The sequence below is a fragment of the Roseateles microcysteis genome, from assembly GCF_036880965.1.
In the GTDB taxonomy this organism is placed as follows: Bacteria; Pseudomonadota; Gammaproteobacteria; order Burkholderiales; family Burkholderiaceae_C; genus JAUASW01.
In genome coordinates this window covers 751129-775963 of the sequence record NZ_JBAJMV010000001.1, presented here as the reverse complement: position 1 = coordinate 775963, position 24835 = coordinate 751129, and the positions used below count along the sequence as shown (strand labels likewise).

Annotated in this window: 19 protein-coding genes; 14 read left to right on the top strand and 5 right to left on the bottom strand. The window is 65.9% G+C overall.

Features of this window, described 5'->3' with window-relative positions; translation table 11 throughout:
- Nucleotides 1–4 precede the first annotated feature (4 nt).
- Both V3596_RS03535 and ppsR read right to left on the bottom strand, forming a co-directional pair.
- Nucleotides 5–880, bottom strand: a complete 876-nt coding sequence (locus V3596_RS03535) for a DMT family transporter (RefSeq protein ID WP_334276211.1) — start codon at nucleotides 878–880, stop codon at nucleotides 5–7.
- Entirely contained in the window at nucleotides 880–1701 is an 822-nt protein-coding gene (ppsR, locus tag V3596_RS03530; protein WP_334276210.1) for a posphoenolpyruvate synthetase regulatory kinase/phosphorylase PpsR, read from the bottom strand. The genes V3596_RS03535 and ppsR overlap by 1 nt, the downstream gene beginning before the upstream one ends.
- 206 nt (nucleotides 1702–1907) lie before the next feature.
- On the opposite strand from ppsR, the gene ppsA reads away from it, so the two are divergent.
- The 14 genes from ppsA to V3596_RS03460 all read left to right on the top strand — a co-directional run bounded on the left by ppsA (nucleotide 1908) and on the right by V3596_RS03460 (nucleotide 19966).
- On the top strand, nucleotides 1908–4319 hold the full coding sequence (ppsA, locus tag V3596_RS03525) for a phosphoenolpyruvate synthase (RefSeq protein WP_334276209.1): 2412 nt from the start codon (nucleotides 1908–1910) through the stop codon (nucleotides 4317–4319).
- 83 nt (nucleotides 4320–4402) lie between these two features.
- Entirely contained in the window at nucleotides 4403–6493 is a 2091-nt protein-coding gene (locus V3596_RS03520) for a sodium:solute symporter family protein (RefSeq protein ID WP_334276208.1), read from the top strand.
- A 155-nt stretch (nucleotides 6494–6648) separates the two neighbouring features.
- Entirely contained in the window at nucleotides 6649–7011 is a 363-nt protein-coding gene (rpsF, locus tag V3596_RS03515) for a 30S ribosomal protein S6 (RefSeq protein WP_282823640.1), read from the top strand.
- Nucleotides 7012–7056: 45 nt separating this feature from the next.
- Nucleotides 7057–7377, top strand: coding sequence for a primosomal replication protein N (gene priB / locus V3596_RS03510; protein ID WP_334276207.1), 321 nt, complete (start codon nucleotides 7057–7059; stop codon nucleotides 7375–7377).
- A gap of 13 nt (nucleotides 7378–7390) precedes the next feature.
- Entirely contained in the window at nucleotides 7391–7681 is a 291-nt protein-coding gene (rpsR, locus tag V3596_RS03505) for a 30S ribosomal protein S18 (RefSeq protein ID WP_282823638.1), read from the top strand.
- Nucleotides 7682–7694: 13 nt separating this feature from the next.
- Entirely contained in the window at nucleotides 7695–8147 is a 453-nt protein-coding gene (rplI, locus tag V3596_RS03500) for a 50S ribosomal protein L9 (RefSeq protein ID WP_334276206.1), read from the top strand.
- A gap of 142 nt (nucleotides 8148–8289) precedes the next feature.
- On the top strand, nucleotides 8290–9708 hold the full coding sequence (gene dnaB / locus V3596_RS03495) for a replicative DNA helicase (RefSeq protein ID WP_334276205.1): 1419 nt from the start codon (nucleotides 8290–8292) through the stop codon (nucleotides 9706–9708).
- Between the two features lie 231 nt (nucleotides 9709–9939).
- Nucleotides 9940–10353, top strand: coding sequence for a PepSY domain-containing protein (locus tag V3596_RS03490; RefSeq protein ID WP_334276204.1), 414 nt, complete (start codon nucleotides 9940–9942; stop codon nucleotides 10351–10353).
- Between the two features lie 24 nt (nucleotides 10354–10377).
- On the top strand, nucleotides 10378–10854 hold the full coding sequence (locus V3596_RS03485; protein ID WP_334276203.1) for a DUF2271 domain-containing protein: 477 nt from the start codon (nucleotides 10378–10380) through the stop codon (nucleotides 10852–10854).
- 10 nt (nucleotides 10855–10864) lie between these two features.
- Nucleotides 10865–13066: a PepSY domain-containing protein gene (locus V3596_RS03480; protein ID WP_334276202.1), complete on the top strand. Its 2202-nt coding sequence runs from the start codon at nucleotides 10865–10867 to the stop codon at nucleotides 13064–13066.
- On the top strand, nucleotides 13047–14036 hold the full coding sequence (locus tag V3596_RS03475) for an FAD:protein FMN transferase (protein WP_334276201.1): 990 nt from the start codon (nucleotides 13047–13049) through the stop codon (nucleotides 14034–14036). Before V3596_RS03480 ends, V3596_RS03475 begins: the two co-directional genes overlap by 20 nt.
- 139 nt (nucleotides 14037–14175) lie before the next feature.
- Complete coding sequence (locus V3596_RS03470) at nucleotides 14176–16140, top strand: ATP-dependent helicase (protein WP_334276200.1); 1965 nt, start codon at nucleotides 14176–14178, stop codon at nucleotides 16138–16140.
- Between the two features lie 45 nt (nucleotides 16141–16185).
- Nucleotides 16186–18711, top strand: coding sequence for a bifunctional diguanylate cyclase/phosphodiesterase (locus V3596_RS03465; protein ID WP_334276199.1), 2526 nt, complete (start codon nucleotides 16186–16188; stop codon nucleotides 18709–18711).
- Nucleotides 18712–18829: 118 nt separating this feature from the next.
- Nucleotides 18830–19966 carry a PA0069 family radical SAM protein gene (locus V3596_RS03460; protein WP_334276198.1) on the top strand — a complete coding sequence of 379 codons (1137 nt, stop codon included), beginning with the start codon at nucleotides 18830–18832 and terminating at the stop codon, nucleotides 19964–19966.
- A gap of 9 nt (nucleotides 19967–19975) precedes the next feature.
- Here V3596_RS03460 and V3596_RS03455 read toward each other — a convergent pair whose 3' ends face one another.
- The 3 genes from V3596_RS03455 to dnaJ form a co-directional block, all read right to left on the bottom strand.
- A complete protein-coding gene (locus V3596_RS03455) occupies nucleotides 19976–21640 on the bottom strand; it encodes a phosphoethanolamine transferase (protein WP_334276197.1) in 1665 nt (554 codons plus the stop codon).
- A 76-nt stretch (nucleotides 21641–21716) separates the two neighbouring features.
- Complete coding sequence (locus V3596_RS03450) at nucleotides 21717–23351, bottom strand: response regulator (protein WP_334276196.1); 1635 nt, start codon at nucleotides 23349–23351, stop codon at nucleotides 21717–21719.
- 261 nt (nucleotides 23352–23612) lie between these two features.
- The gene (dnaJ, locus tag V3596_RS03445; RefSeq protein ID WP_334276194.1) at nucleotides 23613–24764 is read right to left on the bottom strand and encodes a molecular chaperone DnaJ; all 1152 of its coding nucleotides are present in this window, start codon (nucleotides 24762–24764) and stop codon (nucleotides 23613–23615) included.
- Nucleotides 24765–24835 lie beyond the last annotated feature (71 nt).

Here is a 24835-nt window from a genome sequence, read left to right as displayed (position 1 = left end):
GCCCTCACAAGGTCAGCGCGACGACGCCGGCGGCTATGCAGCCCGCACCGGCAAGCCGCCAGTGGCGCTCGCCTTCCTTCAGCAGCTGCCCGCCCAGCAAGGCGGCCACCAGCATCGACAGCTCGCGTGCCGGCGCCACGCGCGACAGCGGCGCCATCTGCATCGCATGGAGCACCAGGATGTAGGCCAGCGGGCTCATCACCGCGACCATGATCACGTAAGGCCATTGCTGGCGCAGTGCCGGCATGAAGCCGCTGCGGTCATGCAGCACCTTGGGCAGCATGAAGGGCACGCGCAAGACATTGCAGACCCAGTCCAGCAGCAAGGGTGACAGCAGCAGCACCTTGACCGCATAGCCGTCCACCACGGTGTACGCCGCAATCGTCGCGCCGGTCAGGGCGCCCCAGGCCAGGCCGAGCTTGCGCCGCCTGGCGGCCTCGGGGTCGCCCTTGCGCCAGAGCCCCGGCCCCGCGGCAATCAGCAAGATGCCGCCAACCACGCCCGCCAGTCCCAGCATGCCCGCCAGTCCCAGGTGCTCGCCGAGCAAGAGCACGGCCGCCGTGGCAGACAAGGCCGGCCCGCTGCCGCGTGCCACCGGATAGACCACGTTCAGGTCTGAGGCGCGGTAGCCGGCGAGCAGGGCGTTGAAATAGAAGAGATGCAGGATGGCGCTGGCCAGGGCGGCCAGCCAGGCCGCGCTCGTCCACTGAGGGAACTGCTCCCAGCCCACCCACAGCGCCAGCGGTGCCCACAAGAGGCTCACGCCCAGCGAGCAGGCCAGCACAAAATGATGGTTGCCGCCTGCCTTCTTGGCGCCGAGATTCCAGAGTGCATGCAAGAGCGCGGCGCAGAGCACGAGGGCAATGGCGGCGGCCGGCATCAGTAGATCAGACGGTCGGGCCGGATGTCGTTCAGGATGGTGGTGGCGATCTCTTCGATCGACTTGTGCGTGGACGAAAGCCAGGAGATGCCGGCGCGCTTCATCATCGTCTCGGCCTCATTGACCTCGTAGCGGCAGTTCATCAGGTCGGCGTACTTGCTGCCCGGGCGGCGCTCGTTGCGGATCTGGCTGAGGCGGTCGGGGTCGATGGTCAGGCCGAAGCATTTGCGCTGGTGCGGCGCCAGCGAGGACGGGATCTTGCCGCGCTCGAAGTCTTCCGGGATCAGCGGATAGTTGGCTGCCTTGATGCCATGCTGCATCGCCAGGTAGAGCGAGGTGGGCGTCTTGCCGCAGCGGCTCACGCCAACCAGGATCACGTCGGCCGCGTCCAGGTTGCGGGCCGATTGACCATCGTCATGGGCCAGCGAGAAATTGATCGCCTCGATGCGGTCGTGGTACTCCTGGCTCTTGGCCACGTCGGAGAAGCGGCCCACCCGGTGGTTGCTCTTGACGCCGAACTCCTCTTCCAGTGGCTCGATGAAGGTGCCGAACATGTCCAGCACCTTGCCCCTGCAATGCTCGCGCACGATGGCCAGTACCTCGCGATTGACCAAGGTGGCGAAGACGATGGCCCGCTGGCCTTCCCGCTCGCCCATCTCGTTGATCTCCCGGCAGACCTCGTAGGCCTTCTCGGCCGTGTCCACAAAGGGGCGGCGCACATGGCGCGGCTTGCCCGGAAACTGGGCCATGATGGAGTTGCCGAAGGTTTCGGCGGTGATGCCGGTGCCATCCGAGACGAAATACACGGTGCGATTGGGCATGCTGTAACCCTCGTGGAACTCTTTTCATCATAGTGGCGCTTACCCGTAGAATCGCCGTCAACGCCATCAGCGACGCCTCCGATGTCCACCCCCCACAACCCACAAGAATCCAGAAATGCTGGCTGGGTGACATCGTCTGAAGCCGCGTCCTGCGCCGACCTGCGGTCGGTGGGAGCCCCAGATTCACAACATCACGGAGCCCTCCCATGTCTTCTCGCCTTGACGCGACCGCCCTGGTCGTACCGTTTGAGAATCTGAGAATGAACGACGTCGAGGTCGTTGGCGGTAAGAACGCCAGCCTCGGCGAAATGATCTCGCAGCTCGCCGCCACCGGCGTGCGTGTGCCTGGCGGTTTTGCGACCACTGCGCATGCCTTCCGCGAGTTCCTGAAATACGAGGGCCTGGACAAGCGCATCGAAGCGCGCCTGGCCGCCCTGAACATCGACGACGTGCGCGCGCTGGCCGAAGCTGGCGCCGAAATCCGCGGCTGGCTGGAGGCGCAGCCGTTCCCGGCCGACCTCGAAGCCGAGATCCGCAGCTCCTTTGCCAAGCTGACGGCCGACAACCCCGGCGTCACCTTCGCCGTGCGCTCCTCTGCCACCGCTGAAGACCTGCCGGATGCCTCTTTCGCGGGCCAGCAGGAAACCTTCCTGAACGTGCACGGCATCGAAGAGGTGCTGCACAAGATGAAGGAAGTGTTCGCATCGCTCTACAACGACCGCGCGATCAGCTACCGCGTGCACAAGGGCTTCGCCCATGCCGATGTGGCCTTGTCGGCCGGCGTTCAGCGCATGGTGCGCTCCGACCTCGGTTCGGCCGGCGTGATGTTCACCATCGACACGGAGAGCGGCTTCAAGGATGTGGTCTTCATCACCTCCAGCTATGGCCTCGGCGAGACGGTGGTGCAGGGTGCCGTGAATCCGGACGAGTTCTATGTGCACAAGCCGGCATTGCGCAACGGCAAGCTGCCGATCATTCGCCGCAACCTCGGTTCCAAGCTGATCCGCATGGAGTTCTCGACGCCTGAAGAAAAGGCGGCGTCGGGCAAGCTGGTCAAGACCGTGGACACGGTGCCTGAGGCCCGCAACCGCTATTCCTTGAACGACGAGGAGGTGATCGAGCTGTCCAGGTACGCGCTGATCATCGAAGAGCATTACGGCCGCGCGATGGACATCGAGTGGGGCCGCGACGGCGTTGACGGCAAGATCTACATCCTGCAGGCCCGCCCCGAGACGGTGAAGAGCCAGGCCGAAGGCCAGGTCGAGCATCGCTACAAGCTCAAGGGTCAGGGCACGGTGCTGGCCGAAGGCCGCGCCATCGGCCAGAAGATCGGTACCGGCCCGGTGCGCCTCGTGGACAGCGTGGCCGAGATGGAGCGTGTCCAGCCTGGCGACGTGCTGGTGACCGACATGACCGACCCGAACTGGGAGCCGGTGATGAAGCGCGCCAGTGCCATCGTCACGAACCGCGGCGGCCGCACCTGCCACGCGGCCATCATCGCGCGCGAGCTGGGTATCCCGGCCGTGGTCGGTTGCGGCGACGCGACCGAGAAGCTGAAGGACGGTCAGCTGGTGACGGTCGCCTGCTCGGAAGGCGATACGGGCTTCATCTATGACGGCTTGCTCGAGACGGAAGTCAGCGAAGTGCATCGCGGTGAGCTGCCGTATTGCCCGATCAAGATCATGATGAACGTCGGCAACCCGCAGCTGGCCTTCAACTTCGCGCAGATGCCTTCGAGCGGTGTCGGCCTCGCGCGGCTTGAGTTCATCATCAACAACAACATCGGCGTCCACCCCAAGGCCATCCTCGACTATCCAAACATCGATGCGGACCTGAAGAAGGCCGTGGAGTCGGTGGCCCGTGGCCACGCCTCGCCGCGCGCCTTCTACGTGGACAAGCTGGTGGAAGGCATCGCCACGATTGCCGCTGCCTTCTTCCCGCGGCCGGTAATCGTGCGTCTGTCGGACTTCAAGAGCAACGAGTACCGCAAGCTGATCGGTGGTTCGCGCTACGAGCCCGATGAAGAGAACCCGATGCTGGGCTTCCGCGGCGCCTCGCGCTACATCAGCGGTGAATTCTCAGATGCCTTCGCGATGGAGTGCGAAGCGCTGAAGCGCGTGCGCCATGACATGGGCTTGACCAATGTCGAGATCATGGTGCCCTTCGTGCGTACCGTACGCCAGGCGGAGCGCGTGGTGGAGATGCTGGCGGAGCGCGGCCTGAAGCGCGCGGCCTCTGGCGGCACGGACGGCCTGCGCATCATCATGATGTGCGAAGTGCCCAGCAACGCGATCCTGGCGGACCAGTTCCTGGAGCATTTCGACGGCATGTCCATCGGCTCCAACGATCTGACCCAGCTCACGCTGGGCCTGGACCGCGACTCCGGCCTGGAACAGCTGGCCGGCGACTTCGATGAGCGTGATCCGGCCGTCAAGGCGATGATTTCGCGCGCCATCACGGCCTGCCGCGCCACCGGCAAGTACATCGGCATCTGCGGCCAGGGTCCCAGCGACCATCCGGACTTTGCCGATTGGCTGGCACAGGAAGGCATCGTCTCGATCTCCTTGAACCCGGACACCGTGATCGACACCTGGCAGCGCCTGGCTGTACGAAAGTAGGTCGCGCAGCAGACGGCGCATGGCGTGCACGCGGGTTCGTCTGAATCGACGCCCGCGCTGCGCGCTTGCATGATCGCCGGCCTATGTCCGCCCCTGCCCAGACCCCCGAAGCCCCAGGCTTTTCGCGCCGGCTGAACCGCATCTATGCCTGGTTCACGGCGGGCTTCGTGGGTTTCGTACTGACGCTGGCCCTGCTGGAGCGCTTGGGCCTGCCCAAGAGCTGGATCGGCTTCCTGTTCCTCTTGAGCACGGTGCTGCTCTACGCCGGCATTGGCGTGCTGTGCCGTACGACGGATGCCGACGAGTACTACGTCGCCGGCCGCCGCGTGCCGGCGCTCTACAACGGCATGGCGGCCGGCGCAGACTGGATGAGCGCGGCCACCTTCCTGGGCATGGCCGGCACGCTTTACCTGTCCGGCTATGGCGGCCTGGCCTTCGTGCTCGGCTGGACTGGCGGCTTCTGCCTGGTCGCACTCCTGCTCGCACCCTACCTTCGCAAGTTCGCCCGCTACACGGTGCCCGACTTTCTGGGCGAGCGCTATGGCGGCAATGGCGTGCGCCTGGTCGGTGTGACGGCGGCCATCCTGTGCTCCTTCATCTATGTCGTCGCGCAGATCTATGGCATCGGCCTGATCACGACACGGCTCTCCGGCCTGACCTTCGAGATCGGCGTGTTCGTGGGCCTGGGCGGCGTGCTTGTCTGCTCCTTCCTGGGTGGCATGCGTGCCGTCACCTGGACCCAGGTGGCGCAATACATCATTCTGATCATTGCCTATGTGGTGCCGGTGGTCTGGTTGTCGATCAAGCAGACGGGCGCGCCGATTCCGCAGCTGACCTACGGCTACCAATTGCAAAGCGTCAGCACGCGCGAGCGCGAGCTGATGAACGATACGCGCGAGCTGGCCGTGATGCGGGCGTTCGAGCAGCGGGCGAACGACTACAGCGAAATGCTGCGCGACGTGCCGGCCTCGCTGGCCCGGGAACGGCTTGCGGCCACCCGGCAGGTGGCCGCATTGAAGGCCGAAGACGCGCCGCTGGCGCAGATCCAGGCGGCGGAGAAGCGCCGCGCCGCCTTGCCGCGCACGCCACCTGAGGCCGAAGACCAATGGCGCCGCGCGCAAGCGCTGGCCGAGCAGCGCGCCAAGCCGCTGGCTGGGATGCCGCCCCATGCGCAGCAGTTCGCGGGCGACCCGACCGGCAGCCCCGACGAGAAGCGCGAGTTCAGTGACTCACGCCGCAACTTCCTGGCCCTGGTGTTCTGCCTGGTGGTCGGCACGGCGGGCCTGCCGCACATCCTGGTGCGCTACTTCACGACGGCCAGCGTGGGTGAAGCGCGCCGCTCGGTCGCCTGGTCGCTGTTCTTCATCTGCCTGCTCTATTTCACCGCGCCAGCGCTGGCGGTGATGGTCAAGTACGAAGTCTTCAACACCCTGGTGGGCACGCCCTTCGATCAACTCCCGGGCTGGATGTCGCAGTGGGCGCGCGTCGACCCCGGCTTGCTCTCGGTCAGCGACATCAACAAGGACGGCCTCTTGCAGCTTGGCGAGATGCGCATCGGCGGCGACATCATCATGCTGGCCACACCGGAGATGGCCGGGCTGCCCTATGTGGTTTCGGGCATGGTGGCGGCCGGTGGCCTGGCGGCAGCGCTGTCGACGGCGGATGGCTTGCTCCTGACGATCTCGGGCGCGCTCTCGCACGACGTCTACTACCGCACCATCAATCCGCGGGCTTCCACGGCGCGGCGGGTGACGATGTCCAAGGCCCTGCTGCTGCTGACCGCCCTGGCCGCTGCGGCGGTGGCTGCGCAGAAACCGGCCGACATCCTCTTCCTGGTGACGGCGGCATTTTCCTTTGCTGGCTCTGCCTTCTTCCCGGTGCTCGTGCTGGGCATCTTCTGGAAGCGTGCCAACGGGCCTGGCGCCATCGCCGGCATGCTGACCGGCCTCGCGCTGACCGGCTACTACATGGTCACTGCCCATCCCTGGCTGCGCTCGGCCTTCAAACTGGCCGGGCCACCCGAGCTGTGGTGGGGCATTCAGCCCCTGTCGGCTGGTGTGTTCGGTGTGCCGGCGGCCTTCGCGGTCTGCGTGCTGGTCAGCTTGTTGACCCGTCCTCCGACTGCGGAACAGCAGGCCCTGGTCGAGCATCTCCATGCCCCGCCCGACCGCTGAGCCGGTCAGGTTTGGCCTCAGCTGCGCTTCAGGGTATACTCGCGGGCTTCCCTTGCCGTACCCACGTCGCTGACGCTGTGGGGCGGCTTCCACGGGCTCTGTGCGACAAGACTTGTGTCGAAGTGGCTAGAGCCTGGAACCCTCAAGGAGTGTTTATGCGTCACTATGAGATCGTTCTGCTGATCCATCCGGATCAAAGCGAACAAGTTCCGGCCATGCTGGAGCGCTACAAGGGCCTGATCACCGCTGGCGGTGGTGCTGTGCATCGCGTCGAAGATTGGGGTCGCCGTCAACTGGCCTACCTGATCCAGAAGCTGGCCAAGGCCCATTACCTGTGCCTGAACATCGAATGCAGCAAGGAAGTCCTGGCTGAACTCGAAACGGGCTTCCGCTTCAACGACGCCGTGCTGCGTCACCTGACCGTGGCCAAGGACAAGGCCGAGACCACGCCGTCGGTGATGATGAAGGCCGTCGAGCGTGAAGAGGCCCGCAAGGCCCCGCAAGACGCCAACGCCTAAGCTGATTGGGTCGGCACTGGACCATTTCCTTCAAGTTTGCGCACCATGAACCAGCTGGTTCTGCAGGCGCAAATACAGGAGTTGGGCCTCGTCAGATACACACCGGCCGGCTTGGCCGCCCTGGACTTCACGCTCAAAGCGGAGTCCGAGGTGACCGAAGCAGGCAGACCACGCAAAGTCTCCATGGAGATCAAGGCGGTGGCCATCGGAGAGATCTGTCGGAGCATCCAGGCGCTTGGTGTCGCAGGGAATGCCCTCTTCAAGGGGTTTCTCAGCAACCAGCGCAACGGCCGTGGAACCATCTTCCACGTCACCGTCCTGGAGCGCCAATCAGCCAGCCCGTCGTTCGATACCGGATTGAATTAACAAGGACATCACTATGCCTCCCGCACGTGGTAAAGGTCGCTTCTCCAAAGACAAGAAGCCCAAGCGCAACCAACAATCGTTGCTGTTCCGTCGCAAGCGTTTCTGCCGCTTCACCGTCACCGGTGTCGAGCAGATCGACTACAAGGACATCGACACCCTGCGCGATTTCATCGCCGAAAACGGCAAGATCACGCCCGCTCGCCTGACCGGCACGCGCGCCTTCTTCCAGCGCCAACTGACGGTCTGCATCAAGCGCGCCCGTTTCCTGGCCATGCTGCCGTACAGCGACCAGCACAAGGTCTGAGGAGTAACCGAACATGCAAATCATCCTGCTTGAAAAGGTCGCGAACCTCGGCAACCTGGGCGACGTCGTCAAGGTCAAGGACGGCTACGCACGCAACTTCCTGATCCCGACCCGCCAGGCACGCCGTGCCACGGCCGCCGCGATCAAGGAATTCGAAGCCAAGCGCGCCGAACTGGAAAAGATCGCCGCTGAAAAGCTGGCAGCCGCTACCGCCCTGGGCGAAAGCCTGAACGGCAAGACCGTGCGCATCGCCCAGAAGGCTGGCGTGGACGGCCGTCTGTTCGGTTCGGTCACCAATGCCGACATCGCTGAAGCGCTGGGCAAGCTGGGCTTCGCCATCGCCAAGGCCCAGGTCCGCCTGCCCAATGGCCCGCTGAAGGCCATCGGTGACTTCGCCATCGCCGTGGCTCCGCACACCGACGTGGTGGTGGACATCTCGGTGCAAGTGGTTGCCGAAGCTGAGTAAGTAGTGCCCCTATGGTCAGCAGCCTTCCCGGCTGCTTAGATCCAGGAAGCCGACGCCTGTTTTGGGTGTCGGCTTCGTCGTTTCTGGAGGCTGATGTTGTTCAATCAGTTTCCCCCGCTTGTCCCCAGGGTTGTCCACAGCGATGTCAGCGATCTTCTCCTCCCCCTCATCCGGCATTGACGACGAAGTCGCCCGCCTGCGCGTGCCACCGCATTCGGTCGAGGCCGAGCAAAGCGTTCTGGGCGGCCTGCTGATCGACAACAGCGCCTGGGACCGTGCCGGTGACCTGCTGAGCGACACCGACTTCTACCGCTACGAGCACAAGCAGATCTTTGCCGCCATTGGCAAGCTGATCAACGGTGGCAAGCCGGCCGACGTGGTGACGGTGTTCGAGGAGCTCACCTCGCTGGCCAAGGCCGAGGAATGTGGCGGCCTGGCCTACCTGAACGCGCTGGCCCAGAGCGTGCCCAGCGCCGGCAACCTGCGCCGCTATGCAGAAATCGTGCGTGAGCGCGCCGTGCTGCGCAAGCTGGTCAGCGCCAGCGACGAGATCGCCAGTGCCGCGATGAATCCGCAAGGCCGGGCTGTGAAGGACATCGTCGACGAGGCCGAAGGCAAGATCTTCCGCATCAACGAGGAAGGCAACAAGAGCGGCCAGGGTTTCCAGAGCATGGACAACCTGATCGTGGCGCTGATCGACCGCGTCAACGAGCTGGCCGAGAACGGCGCCGAAGACGTGACCGGCGTGCGCACCGGCTTCTACGACCTCGACAACATGACCGCCGGCCTGCAGCCGGGCGACCTGATCGTCCTTGCGGCGCGCCCCTCGATGGGCAAGACCGCTTTCGTGGTGAATATCGGCGAGAACGTGGCCATCAACGAAGGCCTGCCCGTCGTCATCTACTCGATGGAAATGGGCGCCGCGCAGCTGGCCCTGCGGATGGTCGGCTCGGTCGGCCGCATCGACCAGAGCCGCCTGCGCCTGGGCCGCCTGAATGACGACGAATGGGGCCGCCTCTCCGAAGCCGTCGACAAGCTTGGCAAGGCCCACATCTACATCGACGAAAGCCCGGGCCTGAGCCCGTCCGAGGTGCGTGCGCGTGCGCGCCGCCAGGCCCGCATCAGCGGCCAGTTGGGCCTGATCATCATCGACTACCTGCAGCTGATGAGCGGCAATGGCGGCGGCAACGAAGAGAACCGTGCCACCGTCATCGGTGAAATCTCGCGGGGCCTGAAGGCCCTGGCCAAGGAATTGAAGTGCCCGGTGATTGCGCTGTCGCAGCTCAACCGCTCGGTGGAGCAGCGGCCCGACAAGCGGCCCATGATGTCTGACCTGCGCGAATCGGGCGCCATCGAGCAGGATGCCGACATCATCATGTTCATCTACCGCGACGAGTACTACACCAAGGACGAGTGCAAGGAGCCTGGCGTGGCCGAGATCATCATCGCCAAGCAGCGCAATGGCCCTGTCGGCACGGTGAAGCTCGCCTTCCAGCGCATGCACACCAAGTTCGAGAATCTGGCGCCGGGGTACGTGAGCCCGGCCGGCGCTGAATACTGATCCTTGACCCCAATGTGCGCTGGGCCACCATTGCCAGACATGCAATGGTGGCCCTTCACATTTCTGGTAGCGCCGCGCGGCCCAGGCCGGCAAGCCTGACGCTCAGCCATTCAGCTGTGCTTAAGCATCGCACGTCAATATTGCCAGGCAGCAGGAGAGCGCATGCCGCATGCAGATGCGCGTTGCCGCTGGGATACCGTCGTGTGCCAGCCCTCTTGATTGGAGCCTTCCATGAACTACCTGCCCTCGTTGCGCCATGGCTTCTTCGCTCTGTCGCTTGGCCTGGCTGTCCTGCCCTCGTGGGCTGGCGACGATTGCGAAGCACCTGTGAACCGCTGGCAGTCGCGCGAAGCTTTGGGGCGGTGGGCATCGGCGCAGGGCTGGCAGGTCAAGCGGCTGAAGATCGACGACGGCTGCTATGAAATTCTCGGTACGGATGCTCAAGGCCGCAGCTTCAAGGCCAAGGTCGATCCGGAAACCCTGAAGGTGTTGAGGTTGAAGAAGAACGGACACCAGCGTAGCCGGGAACGCGACCACGATGACGCGGCTGCTGCCAAGCAGCCCCGGCCGCCACTGCCGGAGGGCGCTCCCGTGCCAGCGTCCAAGCCTGCCTCAGGCAGCGCGCCACGTGGCCAGCTTGTGTAACCCCTTTCCCACAGGAGCAGCATCATGCCCAAACCCCTCATGACCATTGTGGGCACCGCCTGCGCACTGGCCCTGCCCACCTTGGCACAAGGCCGTCCGCTCACGCTGACCGCCCAGCTCAAGAACTACGGCGGCGATGGCGCCTACCTGGCGGCATACCTGACCGATGCCAAAGGCACCTATGTGCGCACGCTGTGGGTGGCGGGCGGCAAGGCCAAGTACTACAAGCACCTGTCTGACTGGAACCGCCTCTCGGCCGGAGACGGAAAGCGCCTGGATGGCGTGACCGGCGCCAGTGTGGGTGCCGGGCGCACGCTCAAAGTCACCGCCGATCTTGCAAATGCGCTGATTGACGGGGGCTATGAAATCCGGCTCGACGCCGCGGCAGAGGACATGCGAGACAGCCCATCGGAGGTTCGCATCCCACTGTCCACCGCCAACGCAGGCAAGCCTCTGGCCGGCAAGCAGTACATCCAGTCCGTGACTTTCCAACTCAAGTGAACGGGCTCGCATGAGCTGGAAGGCCGTTCACCGCTGGCTCGGCCTGACCCTGGGCACCCTGACCGTGGTGCTGGGCATCACAGGCGCCATCCTGGCGCTCGACCCGGTCCTGCATGCATGGGAGGCGCCTGCCGCGCCAGGCAGCTTGCGGGTGACGACCCTGGCGGAGCGTGTGAAGCGCAATGTCCCGGACACGGAAGAGATTCGCCGCCTGCCTTCAGGGGCCATCGTGGTGTTCAGCTTTGCGGGTGAGCAGCCGCTGGCTTCCTACATGGACCCCGCCGATGGCAAGGTGCTTGGTGCCTGGCAAGCGTCGGCGCTGCCGCGCTGGGTGAAGAACCTCCACCGCTCGCTGCTGTTGGGCGACGCCGGACGCTGGGCTGCGGCGGGCGTTGCGCTGAGCATGGGCCTGCTGTGCGTTTCCGCCCTGGTGCTATTGCTGCGACGCATGGGCGGCTGGCGGCGGCTGTCGGCGCGGGTGCGTGGCTCGCTGGCGCAGCGTATCCATGTGGTCGCGGGCCGGGTGCTGCTCGCCGTGCTGTGCCTGACGTCGATCACCGCGCTGACCATGAGCGCCTCGACCCTGGGCCTCGTGGCGCTTGACAGCTCTGAGCCCGAGGTGCTCTCGGTGGCCACCGGCAGGCCTGATTTGCCCGCTGCGCAACTGGGTTCGCTGGAGAACTTTGCAGTGAAGGATCTGCGAAAGCTGACTTTCCCCAGTGCTGCCGACCCGGAGGACACCTGGAAGGTCGCCACTGCCCAGGGGCAAGGGTGGATTGACCGGTACTCTGGCCAGATGCTGGCCTGGCAAGACGCCACCCTTGCGCAGCGCGTCAACGACCTGGCCGTGGTCCTGCACACGGGTGATGCCGCCTGGCTCTGGGCCCTTGTGCTCGGGTCCGCAGGCGCCAGCGTGTTGCTGTTCTGGCTGTCGGGCATGGTCATCTGGTGGCAAGCACGCCGCCAGACGACGCAGATCGCAGGAAACACGCCGCTCACGCAGGCCGACGTGCTCATCTTTGTGGCCAGTGAAGGGGGCAGCACCTGGGGCTTTGCTCAGACACTGCACAAGGCATTGAGCGATGGCGGCCATCGCGTTCACTCCGGCCCGCTGGAGAACTTTCGAACGACGGCAGCCACGCGGCTGGTGTTTGTGCTTGCCGCGACCTATGGCGAAGGTCAGGCCCCGGCGCACGCCAGCCAGGCCCTGGACCGCATTGCCAAGCTTGACGCCAGCGCTGTGCCGGTGACCGTGCTGGGCTTCGGTGAGCGGCAGTTTCCGGCCTTCTGCGCTTTTGCTGTTGCGCTGGACCAGAGGCTGCGCGCGCAGGGCTGGCCGGCACTGCTGCCGTTGGAGTGCATCCATCAGCAATCGGGCCAACAGTTTGCGCGCTGGGGCGACGCCCTGGCACAGGCACTGGGTGAAAAACTGGTGCTGGAGCATGTGCCGCGCATACCGTTCACGACGGCGCTCACGCTTGTTGCGCGCCAGGACTATCCAGATGCTCAAGGTGGAGCTACGGCGATCCTGCGCTTTGCGTGGCCTGCGCAGCGTCTGTGGGCTCGCCTGTGCGGGCACGGTCTGTCGCGGTTCGCTGCAGGCGACCTCGTTGGCATCGTGCCGCCGGGTTCTGCGGTGCCGCGCTACTACTCGCTGGCATCGGGCCAGGAAGATGGGTTCCTGGAAATCTGCGTGCGTCAGATGGCCGGTGGCCTGTGCTCAACCAGCTTGCTGGGCCTTCGGGTGGGCGACAGCATCACAGCCTTCATTCGGTCCAATCCTGGCTTTGCACTGCCGCGAACTCGACGGCCTGTTGTGCTCATCGGGGCAGGCACGGGCGTGGCACCGCTGGCCGGCTTCATTCGCCGCAACGACAGGCGCATCCCGATGCACTTGTACTTTGGAGGGCGCGATCCCGCACGGGACTTCTACTTCGAGCCCGAGCTCCAGCGCTGGCTCGGCGACGGGCGCCTGGCAACGCTGCAGGCGGTGTTCTCTCGCGTGCCTGATGGCGGCGGCTATGTTCAAGATGCACTGCGCCGAGATGCCGAACGCTTGCGCGCCCTGCTCGCGCAGGGGGCCATCGTGCGCGTCTGCGGAAGCCGTGTCATGGCACAGGGCGTGGTCGCAGCGCTGAACCTGGTGCTGGCACCCCTGCAGAGCGTTGCGACGCTCAAAGCGGAGGAGCGCTATGCCGAAGATGTCTTCTGAGGCGGCCGCGCCTGGTCGGCGCATGACCCTCCACGGCCCGACCATGGGTACCCGGTGGTCGGTCAGCATCGATGTTGGCAACGCCGTCGACCTGTCAGCCTTGCAGCAGACCTTGGCCGTAGCGGTTGAGCAGGTCGACCAGCAGATGTCACCCTGGAAACCGGACAGCGATCTCGCGCGGCTGAATCGCGCAGCCGTGGGCGAGTGGGTGGCGCTGCCTGCTGAAATGCTGGAGGTGCTGGACTGTGCGCTCGATGTCAATCGCCTGAGCGCCGGCGCATTCGATCCCTGCGTAGGGGCGCTGGTCGATGCTTGGGGGTTTGGCGCGGTGCGCGATGCACCTGATGCGCAGGCGATTCGCCTCGCGCGCGAGGCCATGCCGGTTGCCGCACACGAATGCATTGAGCTGGATGGACCTGCCGGGCGTGCGCGCAAGCATTCGCCCTTGCAACTGGACTTGTGCGGCATTGCAAAGGGATATGCGGTGGACCGCATGGCCCTCGTTCTGCAGCAGCACGGTGTGCGACATGCGCTGGCTGCGCTTGACGGCGAACTGCGCGCCGTGGGCGCTCAGGCCAGCGGCAAGCCCTGGGCCGTGGCGCTCGAACGCCCTGAGGCTGGGCGCCGCGCGGTGCACGGGGTCATCGCGCTGGAGGACCTTGCCGTGGCCACCTCGGGCGACTACCGACGCTATCTGGACGTGGAGGGGGCGCGCTTGGCACACACCATGGATCCGCGCCGCCGCGCGCCCGTGCGCAACATGGTGGCCTCGGTCACCGTGCTGGCGCGTACCTGCATGCGGGCGGATGCCTGGGCCACGGCCTTGCTGGTGGCCGGTGCCGACGAAGGTCTGGCCATGGCACAGGGGATGCGGATGGATGTGCTGTACCTCTTGCGTCGTGCAGAGCGGCTGACGGAAGTCGGGCTGGGGCGGTTCGACCAGTCCGGCCATAATTCGACGAATTCATAGGCTCGTTGGAACCTGTCTTCCTTTTGCATCATGTTCATCTGCCGCGACGAGTACGACACCAAGGACGAGTGCAAGGCGCCGGGTTTCGCGAGCCACGCCAGTGCCGAGCGCTGATGGACTGCGCCCGCTAGCCGCCGCGATGTCCGATCCCATCTTCGTCCCTGCGGGCATTCGCCCCAGCGACGAGCAGCAGACCATCCAGACGACTCGAGCACGGCATCTGCTGATCGAGGCCAATGCCGGCGCTGCCAAGACGACCACGCTCGCCTTGCGCATCGCGCAGGCCTTGCATCGCGGCGCCTCGCCGCAGATGATTCTGGCGCTGACCTATACGGCACCGGCTGTGCAGGCCTTGCAGGCGCAGTTGCGCCTGATCGGTGTTCCGGCGGCGCAGATTGCCGCTCTGCGCATTCACACCTTCGAGTCGTTCAGCGCGGAGCTGCTGCTCGCCCTTGAAGGCCCAGGCGCCTTGCAACTGGCCAGCCTGGAGCAGATCAGGCCCTACCTGCTGCGCGCCATCGAGCGCGCGCAAAGCTGGCCCGACGAGCGCTATCCCGAGGAGATGGCTGTCACGGCTTCGTCAGAGGCCCTGGTCGAAGGGCTGCTGCAGTCGTTTGCGGTTTTGAAAGGTGGCCTGGGCGTTGAGCAGCGACTGGGCGACGTCGGGCTGAGCCCGGAAATGGCCGAAGAGCTGGGCTGCGACTACTTCACGCTGCGAGTGCGCGGCGCCTTTGAGGCGATTCGCCGCGGCGGGCATCCCGACCATCCGGCCTTTCGTTTCGACGGTGATGCCTGCTACGACCTCGCCCGCGCCCTGCTGGCAGAGGAGGGCCTCGCCACGGGTGAGCATTCGCCGCTGGCGCTGGGCCTGGCGCTGATCGTCGTCGACGAAATGCACGACACCAACCGGGCGATGTTCACCGTGCTCAAGGCGCTGCTGCAGCACAACTCGCGTGCGGCCTTTGTCGGCGTCGGTGACCGTGACCAGGTGATTCACTCGCAGGCGGGCGCGGAGGCCGGCTTCATGCGCGAGCATTTCGAGCAGGAGATCGGCCAGCCGATGCGCCTGCCGCTGACGGCCAGCCATCGTTTTGGCGCCACGCTGGCGCAGGCCGCCGGCCTGCTGGCATGCAAGCCCTATCTGGCCGCCGGCCTTCGTGCCACCGAGATCTGCTTGCTCCCCGCCGACTCGCATCGCCTGCAGGCCCAGTTGATCGCGCGCATCGCGCAGGAGCACCTGGCGCAGTCAGGGCTTCAGGATCTGCGCCTGCTCTTGCGCCGTCCTTCGCAATCGGTGCTGATCGAGCGCGAGCTCCTGAAGCTCGGCATTGCCTATGACGCGCAGGGCCTGCGCCCCTTCCTGCAGCGCCGCGAAGTGCTGCTGGTGCGCGGCCTGCAGGCCTTTTGCAGCAATGACTTCAGCGGCTTCCCGGACAAGGCGCAGCGAGCGCAGGTGCTGGAGGCCATGATGCTTTTCTGTGGCGCCTGGATCGACAGCACCGAGCTGCGCCATGTCGACGCCGTGACCGCGCAGCGCCGAGCGATCGAGGAGGCCGCAAGCCCCGTCGATGGCATGCATGACTTCATCGCCAACCAGGTGCTGCGCACGGCCTCGGACTTCGCCAGACCCAGGCTGCACGCAGCAATGGAGCTACTGCGTGCGGGTGGCCTCAGCACGTTTGCGCGCGGGTTCATGCAGGCGCTGGACCCGGCAGGCCTGGCGCGTGCCGTGCTGGTCCGCCGGGAGGACATCACCCAGGTGCGCGACAACATCGCCCAGCTCGTGCAGGTGGTGCTGGCCGAGGACACCAGCGTGGCCGACGGCTTCCAGATGCTGCATGCGCTGGCCCTGGTGCAGTCGCGTGTGCGGGGCAAGTCGCGCGTGACACTGTCCAGCATCGAGGCCGCCAAGGGCCTGGAGTTCGACCATGTGCTGATTCCGCACCTCAGCCGTGGCGAGTTTGTCGGCGAGGCCGGCGCCGCTGAAAGCCGCAATCTGCTCTATGTGGCGATGACGCGCGCGCGGCAGCGCCTCACCCTGGCCTTCAATCCACAGGCGCCCTCACGCTTCCTGCTGGACGCGGGCTTGCTGCCTGGTCCATGATTTCCCCGGCTTGCCGTGAAGCGTGAGGCCTGTGACGATCCGGGCATGCGACAAGCGACAGGAGAGGGGGCCGTCGATGGCCGCAGTTTGAGCGCCAGGCAGTTGGCATCGCCCGCGACGGGGCACGATGGCTGGCGGGCCCAGGCATGGCAGCTGCCGCTGCTGGGCGGGGTGACGCTGGCGCTCTATGTGGCCGTGCTGCCGGGCCATTGGCTGGACGTGGGCGTGCATCGCGAGAGCTTTCTTGCGCTGCACACGCTGCTTGAGATGGCGGCGGTGCTGGTCTGCCTGACCGTGGGGCTGACCGCCAATTACACGCTCGGCGATGCTACCGGCCGACGCGCGCCAGTACTGACCACGGCCTTCCTGCTGATCGCGGCGCTGGACCTGCTGCACTTGGCCAGCTATGCCGGCATGCCCGACCTGTTCTCGCCCAACACGCCGCACAAGTCCATCCTCCTGTGGCTGCTGGCGCGCCTGGTAGCGGCCCTGAGCCTGTTGGCCTGGGCAGCCGGGTGGCAGCTTCGCCAGGGCCGCATGGGCGCCCTGTGGCTGGGACTGGCGGGCCTGCTGTTTGTGATCGTGTGTGCGCTCGCCGCTCAAGCGGTGGTGGCGCCTCAGCAGCTGCCGGCGATGTTCGTGCCGGGACAGGGCCTGACACCACTGAAGAAGGGCCTGGAGCTGGGCATTGCCGGCCTGAACCTGCTGGCCCTGGTCCTGCACGCACGGCGCCGACGCGGCGATGGCCGCCAGGGTGGCGACACCGAGTTGCGTCTCGCGCTGTGGCTGGCTGCGCTGGGGGAGGGTTTCTTCGTGCTCTTCTCGGAGCGCTCGACCGACATGGCCAACATGACCGGCCATCTCTACAAGCTGCTCAGCTACGCGCTGCTGTACCGGTGCATGTTCATCGACCGCGTGCGTCGCCCCTTCATCGAGGCCGAGCTGCGCGAGGCCAAGTATCGCAACCTGCTGGAGCTGGCGCCCGACGGCGTCGTGGTGACCGATCGCGAGGGCCAGATCCTCATTGTCAACCGCGCCCTGGAACAGATGTTCGGCCGCCGGCGCGAGGACCTCGTGGGGCAGGGCATGGAACTGCTGCTGCCGCCGGCCCTGCGAGAGCGCCACCTGGCGCATAGGGCCCGCTACATGGACTCGCCCGGCTGGCCGGCCATGCGCGGCCGCGACGGGCTGCGGGGCCTGCATGCCGACGGCCATGAGTTCGACATCGAGGTGGCGCTGGGCCTGGACGACGGCGGCGAGCAGCCGCGGCTCACGGCCTATGTGTCTGACATCAGCGAGCGCCGCGCTCACGAGCGCGAGCTGCAATACCGTGCCACGCACGATGCCCTGACCGGCCTGCCCAACCGCTGGCTGTTCGCCGACCGGCTGGCCGCCGCCGCCTCGGGCGGGCGCGCGCTGATGCTGCTGGTGCTGGACCTGGACGGCTTCCATGCGGTCAACGAGTTCCAGGGCACGCCGGCCGGCGACAGCCTGCTGCGCGCCTGCGCCGCGGCGCTCCTGCCGGTGCTGCCCGAGGGCGCGACGCTGGCACGCCTCGGCAGCGACGAGTTCGCCATCCTGTGCGACATGGTGACCACGCCCGAACTGCTCGCCAGCCGGCTGCAGACGGTGCTCCTGGAGCTGGGCACCGGCGCCGGCCAGACGGCCTGCTTCGGGCTGCTGCTGGAGCCCGCGCCGCGAGAGCTGAGCCCCACCGAGTTGCTGGGCCGCGCGCAACTGGCCCTTCAGTCGGCCAAGGCGCTGGGCAAGGGCCAGGTGCAGCGCTACACCGAGCAGCTCGGCGAGCGCTCGCGCCGCGATGCCTTGCTTGAGCAGCGCCTGCGCTTGGCCTTGCAGCAGGGCACGCTGGACCTGCATTACCAGCCCCAGGTCGGCGTGCCGGACGGGCGGGTTCTCGGCTTCGAGGCCCTGCTGCGCTGGGACGACATGCAGCTCGGCATGGTCTCGCCGGCCCTGTTCGTGCCGGTGGCCGAACGCGCCGGGCTGATGGGCGAGATCGGTGCCTGGGTGCTGCAGCGTGCCTGCGCGCAATTGCGCAACTGGCGTGATCAGGGCTTCGAGACCGTGGTGGCGATCAATCTCTCGCCCCTGCAGTTCCGCGATGCGGCCCTGGCCGAGCAGGTTCTGCAGACCCTCGGCCGCCATGCCCTGCCCAGCTGCTCTCTGGTCGTGGAGATCACCGAATCGGCGGTGATGGACGACCCGGCCGAAGCGGCCCGGCAGTTGCAGCGCCTGCAGGACGCGGGCATCGCCGTGCATCTGGACGACTTCGGGACCGGCCACAGTTCGCTGGCCTGGCTCAGGAGTTTCCCGATCCAGGTGATCAAGATCGACCGCAGCTTTGTGCGCGACATGCTCCGCAAGGACAGCGATGACGCCATCGTGCGTGCCGTCATCGGACTGGCCCACACGCTCGGCTGCCGCGTGATCGCCGAGGGTGTCGAGGAGCAGCCCCAGCTGGAGCGCCTGAGCGCGCTGGGCTGCGACGAATACCAGGGCTGGCTGTTCAGCCCGGCCCTGCCGCCGGACGCCGCGCGGCTGCGGGCCTGAACGTCTGAACTTCCGGGCTGCCTGACTTCAGCGCCGCGACCTGCGGCCGCCGCACCGGCCCTGGTGCAGGCGCTGAATCCGCGCTGGTGCAATCTGGAATGCTGTATGAAAATACAGTATGTCTTTCAAGCCCAGCACCAATGCCAAGCCGGCCCTGGCCCAGCCTCTTTACGTCCAGGCCGATGCCCTGAAAGGTCGCGGCAGCGCCTGGGCCATCAAGCACCGCTTCAGCAAGGACCTGCGCGAGCAGTTCGATGACGGCTGGGGTTCGCTGCAGCAGGAGGCTGAAGTCGAGCACCTGCCGCCGGCCACGCAGATCATCGAAGAGCGGGCCAAGACCATCGTCTCGACCAATCAGTCGCCGGACATCGGCTTCGACATTTCCATCAACCCGTACAGAGGATGCGAACATGGCTGCATCTACTGTTTTGCGCGGCCGACCCACAGTTACCTGAATCTGTCGCCGGGCCTGGACTTCGAGACCCGCATCGTCGCCAAGGTCAATGCGCCCGAGCTCCTGCGCGAGGCATTGAGCAAGCCGGGCTACAAGCCGCGGCAGCTGTGCATGGGCACGGCCACCGACGTGTACCAGCCGATCGAACGCGAGCTGCGCATCACGCGCCGCATCATCGAGCAGCTGGCCGAATGCGGCCATGCCTTCTCGATCGTCACCAAGTCCTCGGGGGTTGAGAGAGACCTGGACCTGATAGCGCCGATGGCGGCGAAGAACCAGGTGGCGATCTATGTCTCGGTGACGACGCTGGACCCGCACCTGGCCCGCACGCTCGAGCCTCGCGCAGCGGCGCCGCACCGACGGCTGCGCACCATCAAGACGCTGGCTGAGGCCGGCGTCCCGGTGGGTGTGAGCGTTTCGCCCATCATTCCCTTCCTCAACGAGCCGGAGCTGGAACGCATCCTCGAGGCCGCCGCCGAGGCCGGTGCCAGCATGGCCTTCAGCATTCCGCTGCGCCTGCCCTGGGAGGTCGACCCACTCTTTCAAGACTGGTTGCAGCAGCACCAGCCAGACAAGGCCGCGCGCGTGATGGCGAGGCTGCGCGAGATGCGCGGCGGCAAGGACAACGACCCCAACTTTGGCACCCGAATGACCGGCGAGGGCATCTGGGCACAGCTCTTGCGCCAGCGCCTCAACAAGGCCAGCGCCAGGCTCGGCCTCATGCGGGAGCGCTCGCCCCTGGATCTCAGCCAGTTCAAGCCACCTGGGGATGTTGATTCAGCGCAGGCGGAATTGTTCTAACTCAATGAATCAGCGGCAGCCGGCCAGGATGTCCCAGTCGCTTCTGTAGACCTGGCTCTGCACGCCACTGTAGCCAAGCACGGTGTGGAACAGCTGGTCGTGCGAGAAGGGCTGGTCCAGGCGGCTCTTGAGGCAGCCGCTCCTGAGCTTGAGTGACTGGCTGCTCGCTTCGGGCATCCACAGGATCATCGGGATGTGCGTCTGCTCCTTTGGTGCCATGCTGTAGGGCAGGCCGTGCAGGTACAGATTGTTCTCGCCGAGTGATTCGCCGTGGTCGGAGGCATACAGCATCGCAGTGTCGAAGCGATCCGACTTGGTCTTCAGCCAGTCGATGCTGCGGGCCAGCAGCCAGTCGGCATAGGCGATCGAGTTGTCGTAGGCATTGACCAGGGCCTGGCGTTCGCAGTGCTGCAGGGCGTTGGACTTGCACTCGGGTTGGAAGGGCTTGCGGTCTGCGGGCGAGCGCTTGTAGTAGGCCGGCCCATGGCTGCCCATCTGGTGCATCACCAGCACCACGCCGCGTGCCACGCGTTCGGGGTCGAGCGCGCCGAGGCGTTCGTCCAGGCCATGCAACAAGGCGCCATCGAAGCACTCCGTGCCATCGCAAAGCCCTGCCGGCAAAGGCGCTGCGCCAGCCACCGGCTGTGCCGCCATGGCGCTGGGCACGCGGTCGCAGATGCCTTTGCAGCCCGATTGGTTGTCCAGCCAGAGCACGGCCAGGCCGGCGCGCTGCAATACGTCCAGCAGGGTCTCCTGCGAACGCTTCTGCTCGATGAAGGCCTCGCGGCCCAGGTGCGAGAACATGCAGGGCAGCGAAGCAGCGGTGCTCGTGCCGCAGGATGAGACATTGCGGAAGCTCAGAACATCGGCCTTCGCCAGCTCCGGATTGGTGGTCGGCCCATAGCCGTTCAGCGAGAAGTTGGCCGAGCGCGCTGTCTCACCGACCACCAGCAGCAGCAGGCGTGGCTTGGCCCCTGGATCGCGCGCAATCAGCTTGGCATCAGCGCCAATCACTTCCGGCGGGCCCTTGGGTGCGGCGCGCTTGGCGGCCATCACCGAGCCCAGCGAGTAATACAGATTCACCGGGCTGATCATGTAGCGCAGCGACTTGTTGTTGCGCATCGTCGAAGCCAGGTCGGCAAAGCAACTCAAGGCCAGGCCTACGGCCAGCACCAGGCCGCCAGCGAAGGCCAGCAGATTGCGTCCCAGCCGACCTGGCCAGGGATGCGAATGCAGCTTGCGCTTCCACAGCCAGGCGATGGGCAGCAAGGCCAGCAAGGCCAGGCTCAGGAGCAGGCCGACGCTCAGGAGGTCGCGGCTTTCGCGCACGTCGGTCTGCAGGATGTTGACCACCATGGTCGGGTCGATCACCGTGCCATAGCTGCCCATGAAGTGGGCCAGCGGCGCGGCACTGAGCAGCATGACGGCCAGGGCCGGCTTGATCAGCTTCGGCCAGGCAAACAGACTCAAGAGCGCGCCGAGGATGGCCGTGACCATGCCGGCGAACACCAGCACGAAGACACGCCCGCTGCCATTGCTCAGGTCAGGCAGTGCCAGCATGCGCTGCCACAGCGGCCAATTGCCGAAGACACCCAGCCACAGGGCGCCCAGCCAGGCGATGGTCAGCGGTGAATCGAGGGTGGGTTTGCCAAACAGGCGGAAGAGGGCGCGCATGCGTATCGTTGCATCATGTCGATGGCGCGCATTGTGGCCCAGCGCGCGGCCGGGAGCCGCGGCAGGAACAGCAGCTTCAGGCAGCGGCCTTGGTGCGCAGGGCCAGACCGCCCACGGCGCGCTGGTTGCGAGCCAGGGCGGTACCCAGCGGACGCACCCAGCGGGCTTGCAATTCGTCAATGCGCTGCGCCAGGTCGGGCGCGTCGGCCACCTTGTCGGCATGGCGTTGCAGCACCAGGCTGGCCATGTCGATCAGCTTGGCGTTGCGGGTCTGTTCGCCTTGCTCGATCAAGAGTGCCACGCCCCTGCGCGCTTCATGGCGCAGCGAATAGCGCATCGCCGTCTCGGCCACGCCAAAGATGCGCGCATGGCAGTCGCGCAGCTCGCTGGCTGCGGCCTCGTTGCGTTCGGTCATAGCCACCATCAGCTCGGTGCTGGACTTGGAGACGCAGTAACGCAGTCCGAGCCGCGTGATCGTGACGTCCATCTCCTCGAGCTGGATGTCCTGCGCATGCAGCCGCACCAGCAAGGCGGCGAGCAGGGTGGCCGCTTCAAGATCGAAATCAGGGCGTTCGGACTGCGCGCTCAGGTCGCGCGTCAAGGCCAGCGCTTCCGCCAGTTGCCGGCCGTACAAGGCTTTGATGATGCGCAAGACCTGGTCGAAGCGCTGCAGGCGGACGCTGTCCTCGGTTCGCTCGCCCAGTTGAGCCAGGCAGTCCTGCGCGTAGGCCAGGCCCTTGCTGTCCTTCTTGTCGAAGCGCATCAGGCCGAGCAGCACCAGGCCCAAAGGATCGAAGAGCTTGGACTTGAGGCCGTTGGCCATGGTGCGCTCGAACAGGCGGACCGCCTCTTCGCGTTCGCCGGCATAGAAGGCCAGCGTCGCACAGCGTTGCGTGCGCAGGATGCAGCCCGGCGTCAGGCGGGCGGCGGTGCGATAGGTTTCCAACGCTGCCGCCACCTCGCCTTGCTCCATCTGCACGCGGCCCATCATGTCGTAGGAGTCGGCGTGGTCGGGCATGTCGCCGATCAGCACTTCCAGCGTGCGCCGCGCAGCGACCAGGTTGCCCGAGGCCAGCTCGGCACGCGCCACGCCCAGGCGCGCCCAGGGCACGGTCTTGGCCTCGATGATGGCGTCGTACATCTTGCGGGCTTCGGCATGGCGCTCCAGGCGCAGGAGCAGTTCGGCGCCGATGCGGGCCGCATAGAGCCAGAAGGGCGCGCGCGCTTCGAAGCGCTTCATGCAGAGGTCGGCAGCCTTGGCAAAGTCCTCGTTCTCGATGGCCTCGAAGATGTCTTTCAGGATGCGCTTGCGGTAGCGCGCGCTAGCCAATCGCTCGGCCAGCGAGGCCGTGGTGTAAGGCTTGATCAGGTAGGCGTCGAGCGCGGCCTCGGCGGCTTCGGCCACCACGGCGTAGGTGGCCTCACCGGTCACCATCACGAAGACGGTGGAGTAGGGCAGCAACTGCTCGCGGCGCAGCTCGTCCAGCAACTGCTGACCCGATTGCTCGCTGCCCTCGAAATGGTAGTCGCACAGGACGATGTCGTAGGGCTTGTTCTCGAGGATCACGCGGGCGTCGCGCAGCCGCGTGGTCTGGCGCACATTGCCCACGCCAAGGTCGCGCAGCTGCGCGGCCATCAGGCTGCGCGAGTTGGCATTGGCGTCGATGATCAGCGCGCTGGCCTGCTGGATGCCGTCGTCAAGATTGCGCATCAATACAGGGGCGGGCGCCCATCGTGCGCGCACGGGCAAGTCCGGCGCAGGAATAGAGAACTGATTTCACCAACGAGAGCTCTTGTGCTTGTTGGCACACTTTAGGCGCACAACGCACAAAATGCAGTCAGGGCCGGCCCGGACTTGCACCGGCAGCGCCGTGAAATATGCCCGTCATGCCGCTGCTGTTTCAACTCATGGGACAAAAAAAGAAGCCGCGGCTCCTGGGAGCAGCGGCTTCTCGTGCGCGCGAAGTCCGGCTTACTTGAACAGGTCCTTGACCCGGTCGGTCCAGCTCTTGGCATTCGGCGAGTGGCGCTCGCCGCCCTCCTTGAAACTCTTGTCGAGTTCCTTCAGGAGCTTGCGCTGGTGCTCGGTCAGCTTGACCGGCGTCTCGATGCTGATGTGGCAGTAGAGGTCGCCGGGGTAGCTGGAGCGCACGCCCTTGATGCCCTTGCCGCGCAGGCGGAAGGTCTTGCCATGCTGCGTGCCCTCGGGCAGCTCGATTTCGGCCTTGCCGGTGAGGTTCGGGACCTCGATCGTGCCACCCAGCGCCGCCGTGGTCATGGACACGGGCATCGTGCAGTGCAGGTCGTCACCATCGCGCTCGAAGATCTCATGCTGCTTGATACGGATCTCGATGTAGAGATCGCCCGCAGGCCCGCCGTTCACGCCCGGCTCGCCATTGCCCGCAGAGCGGATGCGCATGCCTTCGTTGATGCCGGCCGGAATCTTGACTTCGAGTGTCTTGGTCTTCTTGATCCTGCCGGCGCCGTTGCAGGAGGTGCAGGGGTCCGGAATGATCTTGCCGCTGCCATTGCAATGCGGGCAGGTCTGCTGGATCGAGAAGAAGCCCTGGCGCATGTGCACCGTGCCCGAGCCATTGCAGGAGCCACAGCTCTTGGCGCTGGTGCCCGGCTTGGCGCCGCTGCCCTTGCAGGTTTCGCAGCCTTCCCAGCTGGGGATGCGGATCTGGGTTTCCTTGCCCTTGGCCGCCTCTTCCAGCGAGATCTCCATGGCATACGACAGGTCGTTGCCGCGGTAGACCTGCTGGCCTCCACCGCCACGACGGCCGGCACCACCGGCGCCGCCGCCGAAGATGTCGCCGAAGATGTCGCCAAAGGCCTCGGCAAAGCCGCCAAAGCCTTCGCCGCCCGGGCCGCCTCGGCCGGCCATGTTCGGATCAACGCCGGCGTGGCCGTACTGGTCGTAGGCCGCGCGCTTTTGGCCGTCGGAGAGCATCTCGTAGGCCTCCTTGGCCTCCTTGAACTTCTCCTCGGCCGCCTTGGCGCCTTCACCCTGGTTGCGGTCCGGGTGATGCTTCATGGCCAGCTTGCGGTAGGCCTTCTTGATGTCCTCCTCTGATGCGTTCTTGGCGACGCCGAGGATTTCGTAATAGTCACGCTTTGCCATGAGAGCTTTCAGAGCGTTGGCTTCAATCTAAACAGTTGCGCCGCGTCAAACCCGGCGAAGGGCTTGCGCGG

Excerpts from the sequence above, each read along its gene's own strand:
- V3596_RS03485 (WP_334276203.1), top strand. The coding sequence starts at position 10,378 with ATGCCCAAACCCCTCATGACCATTGTGGGCACCGCCTGCGCACTGGCC.
- V3596_RS03475 (WP_334276201.1), top strand. The coding sequence starts at position 13,047 with ATGCCGAAGATGTCTTCTGAGGCGGCCGCGCCTGGTCGGCGCATGACC.
- dnaB (WP_334276205.1), top strand. The coding sequence starts at position 8,290 with ATGTCAGCGATCTTCTCCTCCCCCTCATCCGGCATTGACGACGAAGTC.
- V3596_RS03455 (WP_334276197.1), bottom strand. The coding sequence starts at position 21,640 with ATGCGCGCCCTCTTCCGCCTGTTTGGCAAACCCACCCTCGATTCACCG.
- V3596_RS03450 (WP_334276196.1), bottom strand. The coding sequence starts at position 23,351 with ATGCGCAATCTTGACGACGGCATCCAGCAGGCCAGCGCGCTGATCATC.
- V3596_RS03520 (WP_334276208.1), top strand. The coding sequence starts at position 4,403 with ATGTCCGCCCCTGCCCAGACCCCCGAAGCCCCAGGCTTTTCGCGCCGG.
- ppsA (WP_334276209.1), top strand. The coding sequence starts at position 1,908 with ATGTCTTCTCGCCTTGACGCGACCGCCCTGGTCGTACCGTTTGAGAAT.
- priB (WP_334276207.1), top strand. The coding sequence starts at position 7,057 with ATGAACCAGCTGGTTCTGCAGGCGCAAATACAGGAGTTGGGCCTCGTC.
- V3596_RS03480 (WP_334276202.1), top strand. The coding sequence starts at position 10,865 with ATGAGCTGGAAGGCCGTTCACCGCTGGCTCGGCCTGACCCTGGGCACC.
- V3596_RS03460 (WP_334276198.1), top strand. The coding sequence starts at position 18,830 with ATGTCTTTCAAGCCCAGCACCAATGCCAAGCCGGCCCTGGCCCAGCCT.
- V3596_RS03470 (WP_334276200.1), top strand. The coding sequence starts at position 14,176 with ATGTCCGATCCCATCTTCGTCCCTGCGGGCATTCGCCCCAGCGACGAG.
- ppsR (WP_334276210.1), bottom strand. The coding sequence starts at position 1,701 with ATGCCCAATCGCACCGTGTATTTCGTCTCGGATGGCACCGGCATCACC.
- rplI (WP_334276206.1), top strand. The coding sequence starts at position 7,695 with ATGCAAATCATCCTGCTTGAAAAGGTCGCGAACCTCGGCAACCTGGGC.
- rpsR (WP_282823638.1), top strand. The coding sequence starts at position 7,391 with ATGCCTCCCGCACGTGGTAAAGGTCGCTTCTCCAAAGACAAGAAGCCC.
- rpsF (WP_282823640.1), top strand. The coding sequence starts at position 6,649 with ATGCGTCACTATGAGATCGTTCTGCTGATCCATCCGGATCAAAGCGAA.
- V3596_RS03535 (WP_334276211.1), bottom strand. The coding sequence starts at position 880 with ATGCCGGCCGCCGCCATTGCCCTCGTGCTCTGCGCCGCGCTCTTGCAT.
- V3596_RS03465 (WP_334276199.1), top strand. The coding sequence starts at position 16,186 with ATGCGACAAGCGACAGGAGAGGGGGCCGTCGATGGCCGCAGTTTGAGC.
- V3596_RS03490 (WP_334276204.1), top strand. The coding sequence starts at position 9,940 with ATGAACTACCTGCCCTCGTTGCGCCATGGCTTCTTCGCTCTGTCGCTT.
- dnaJ (WP_334276194.1), bottom strand. The coding sequence starts at position 24,764 with ATGGCAAAGCGTGACTATTACGAAATCCTCGGCGTCGCCAAGAACGCA.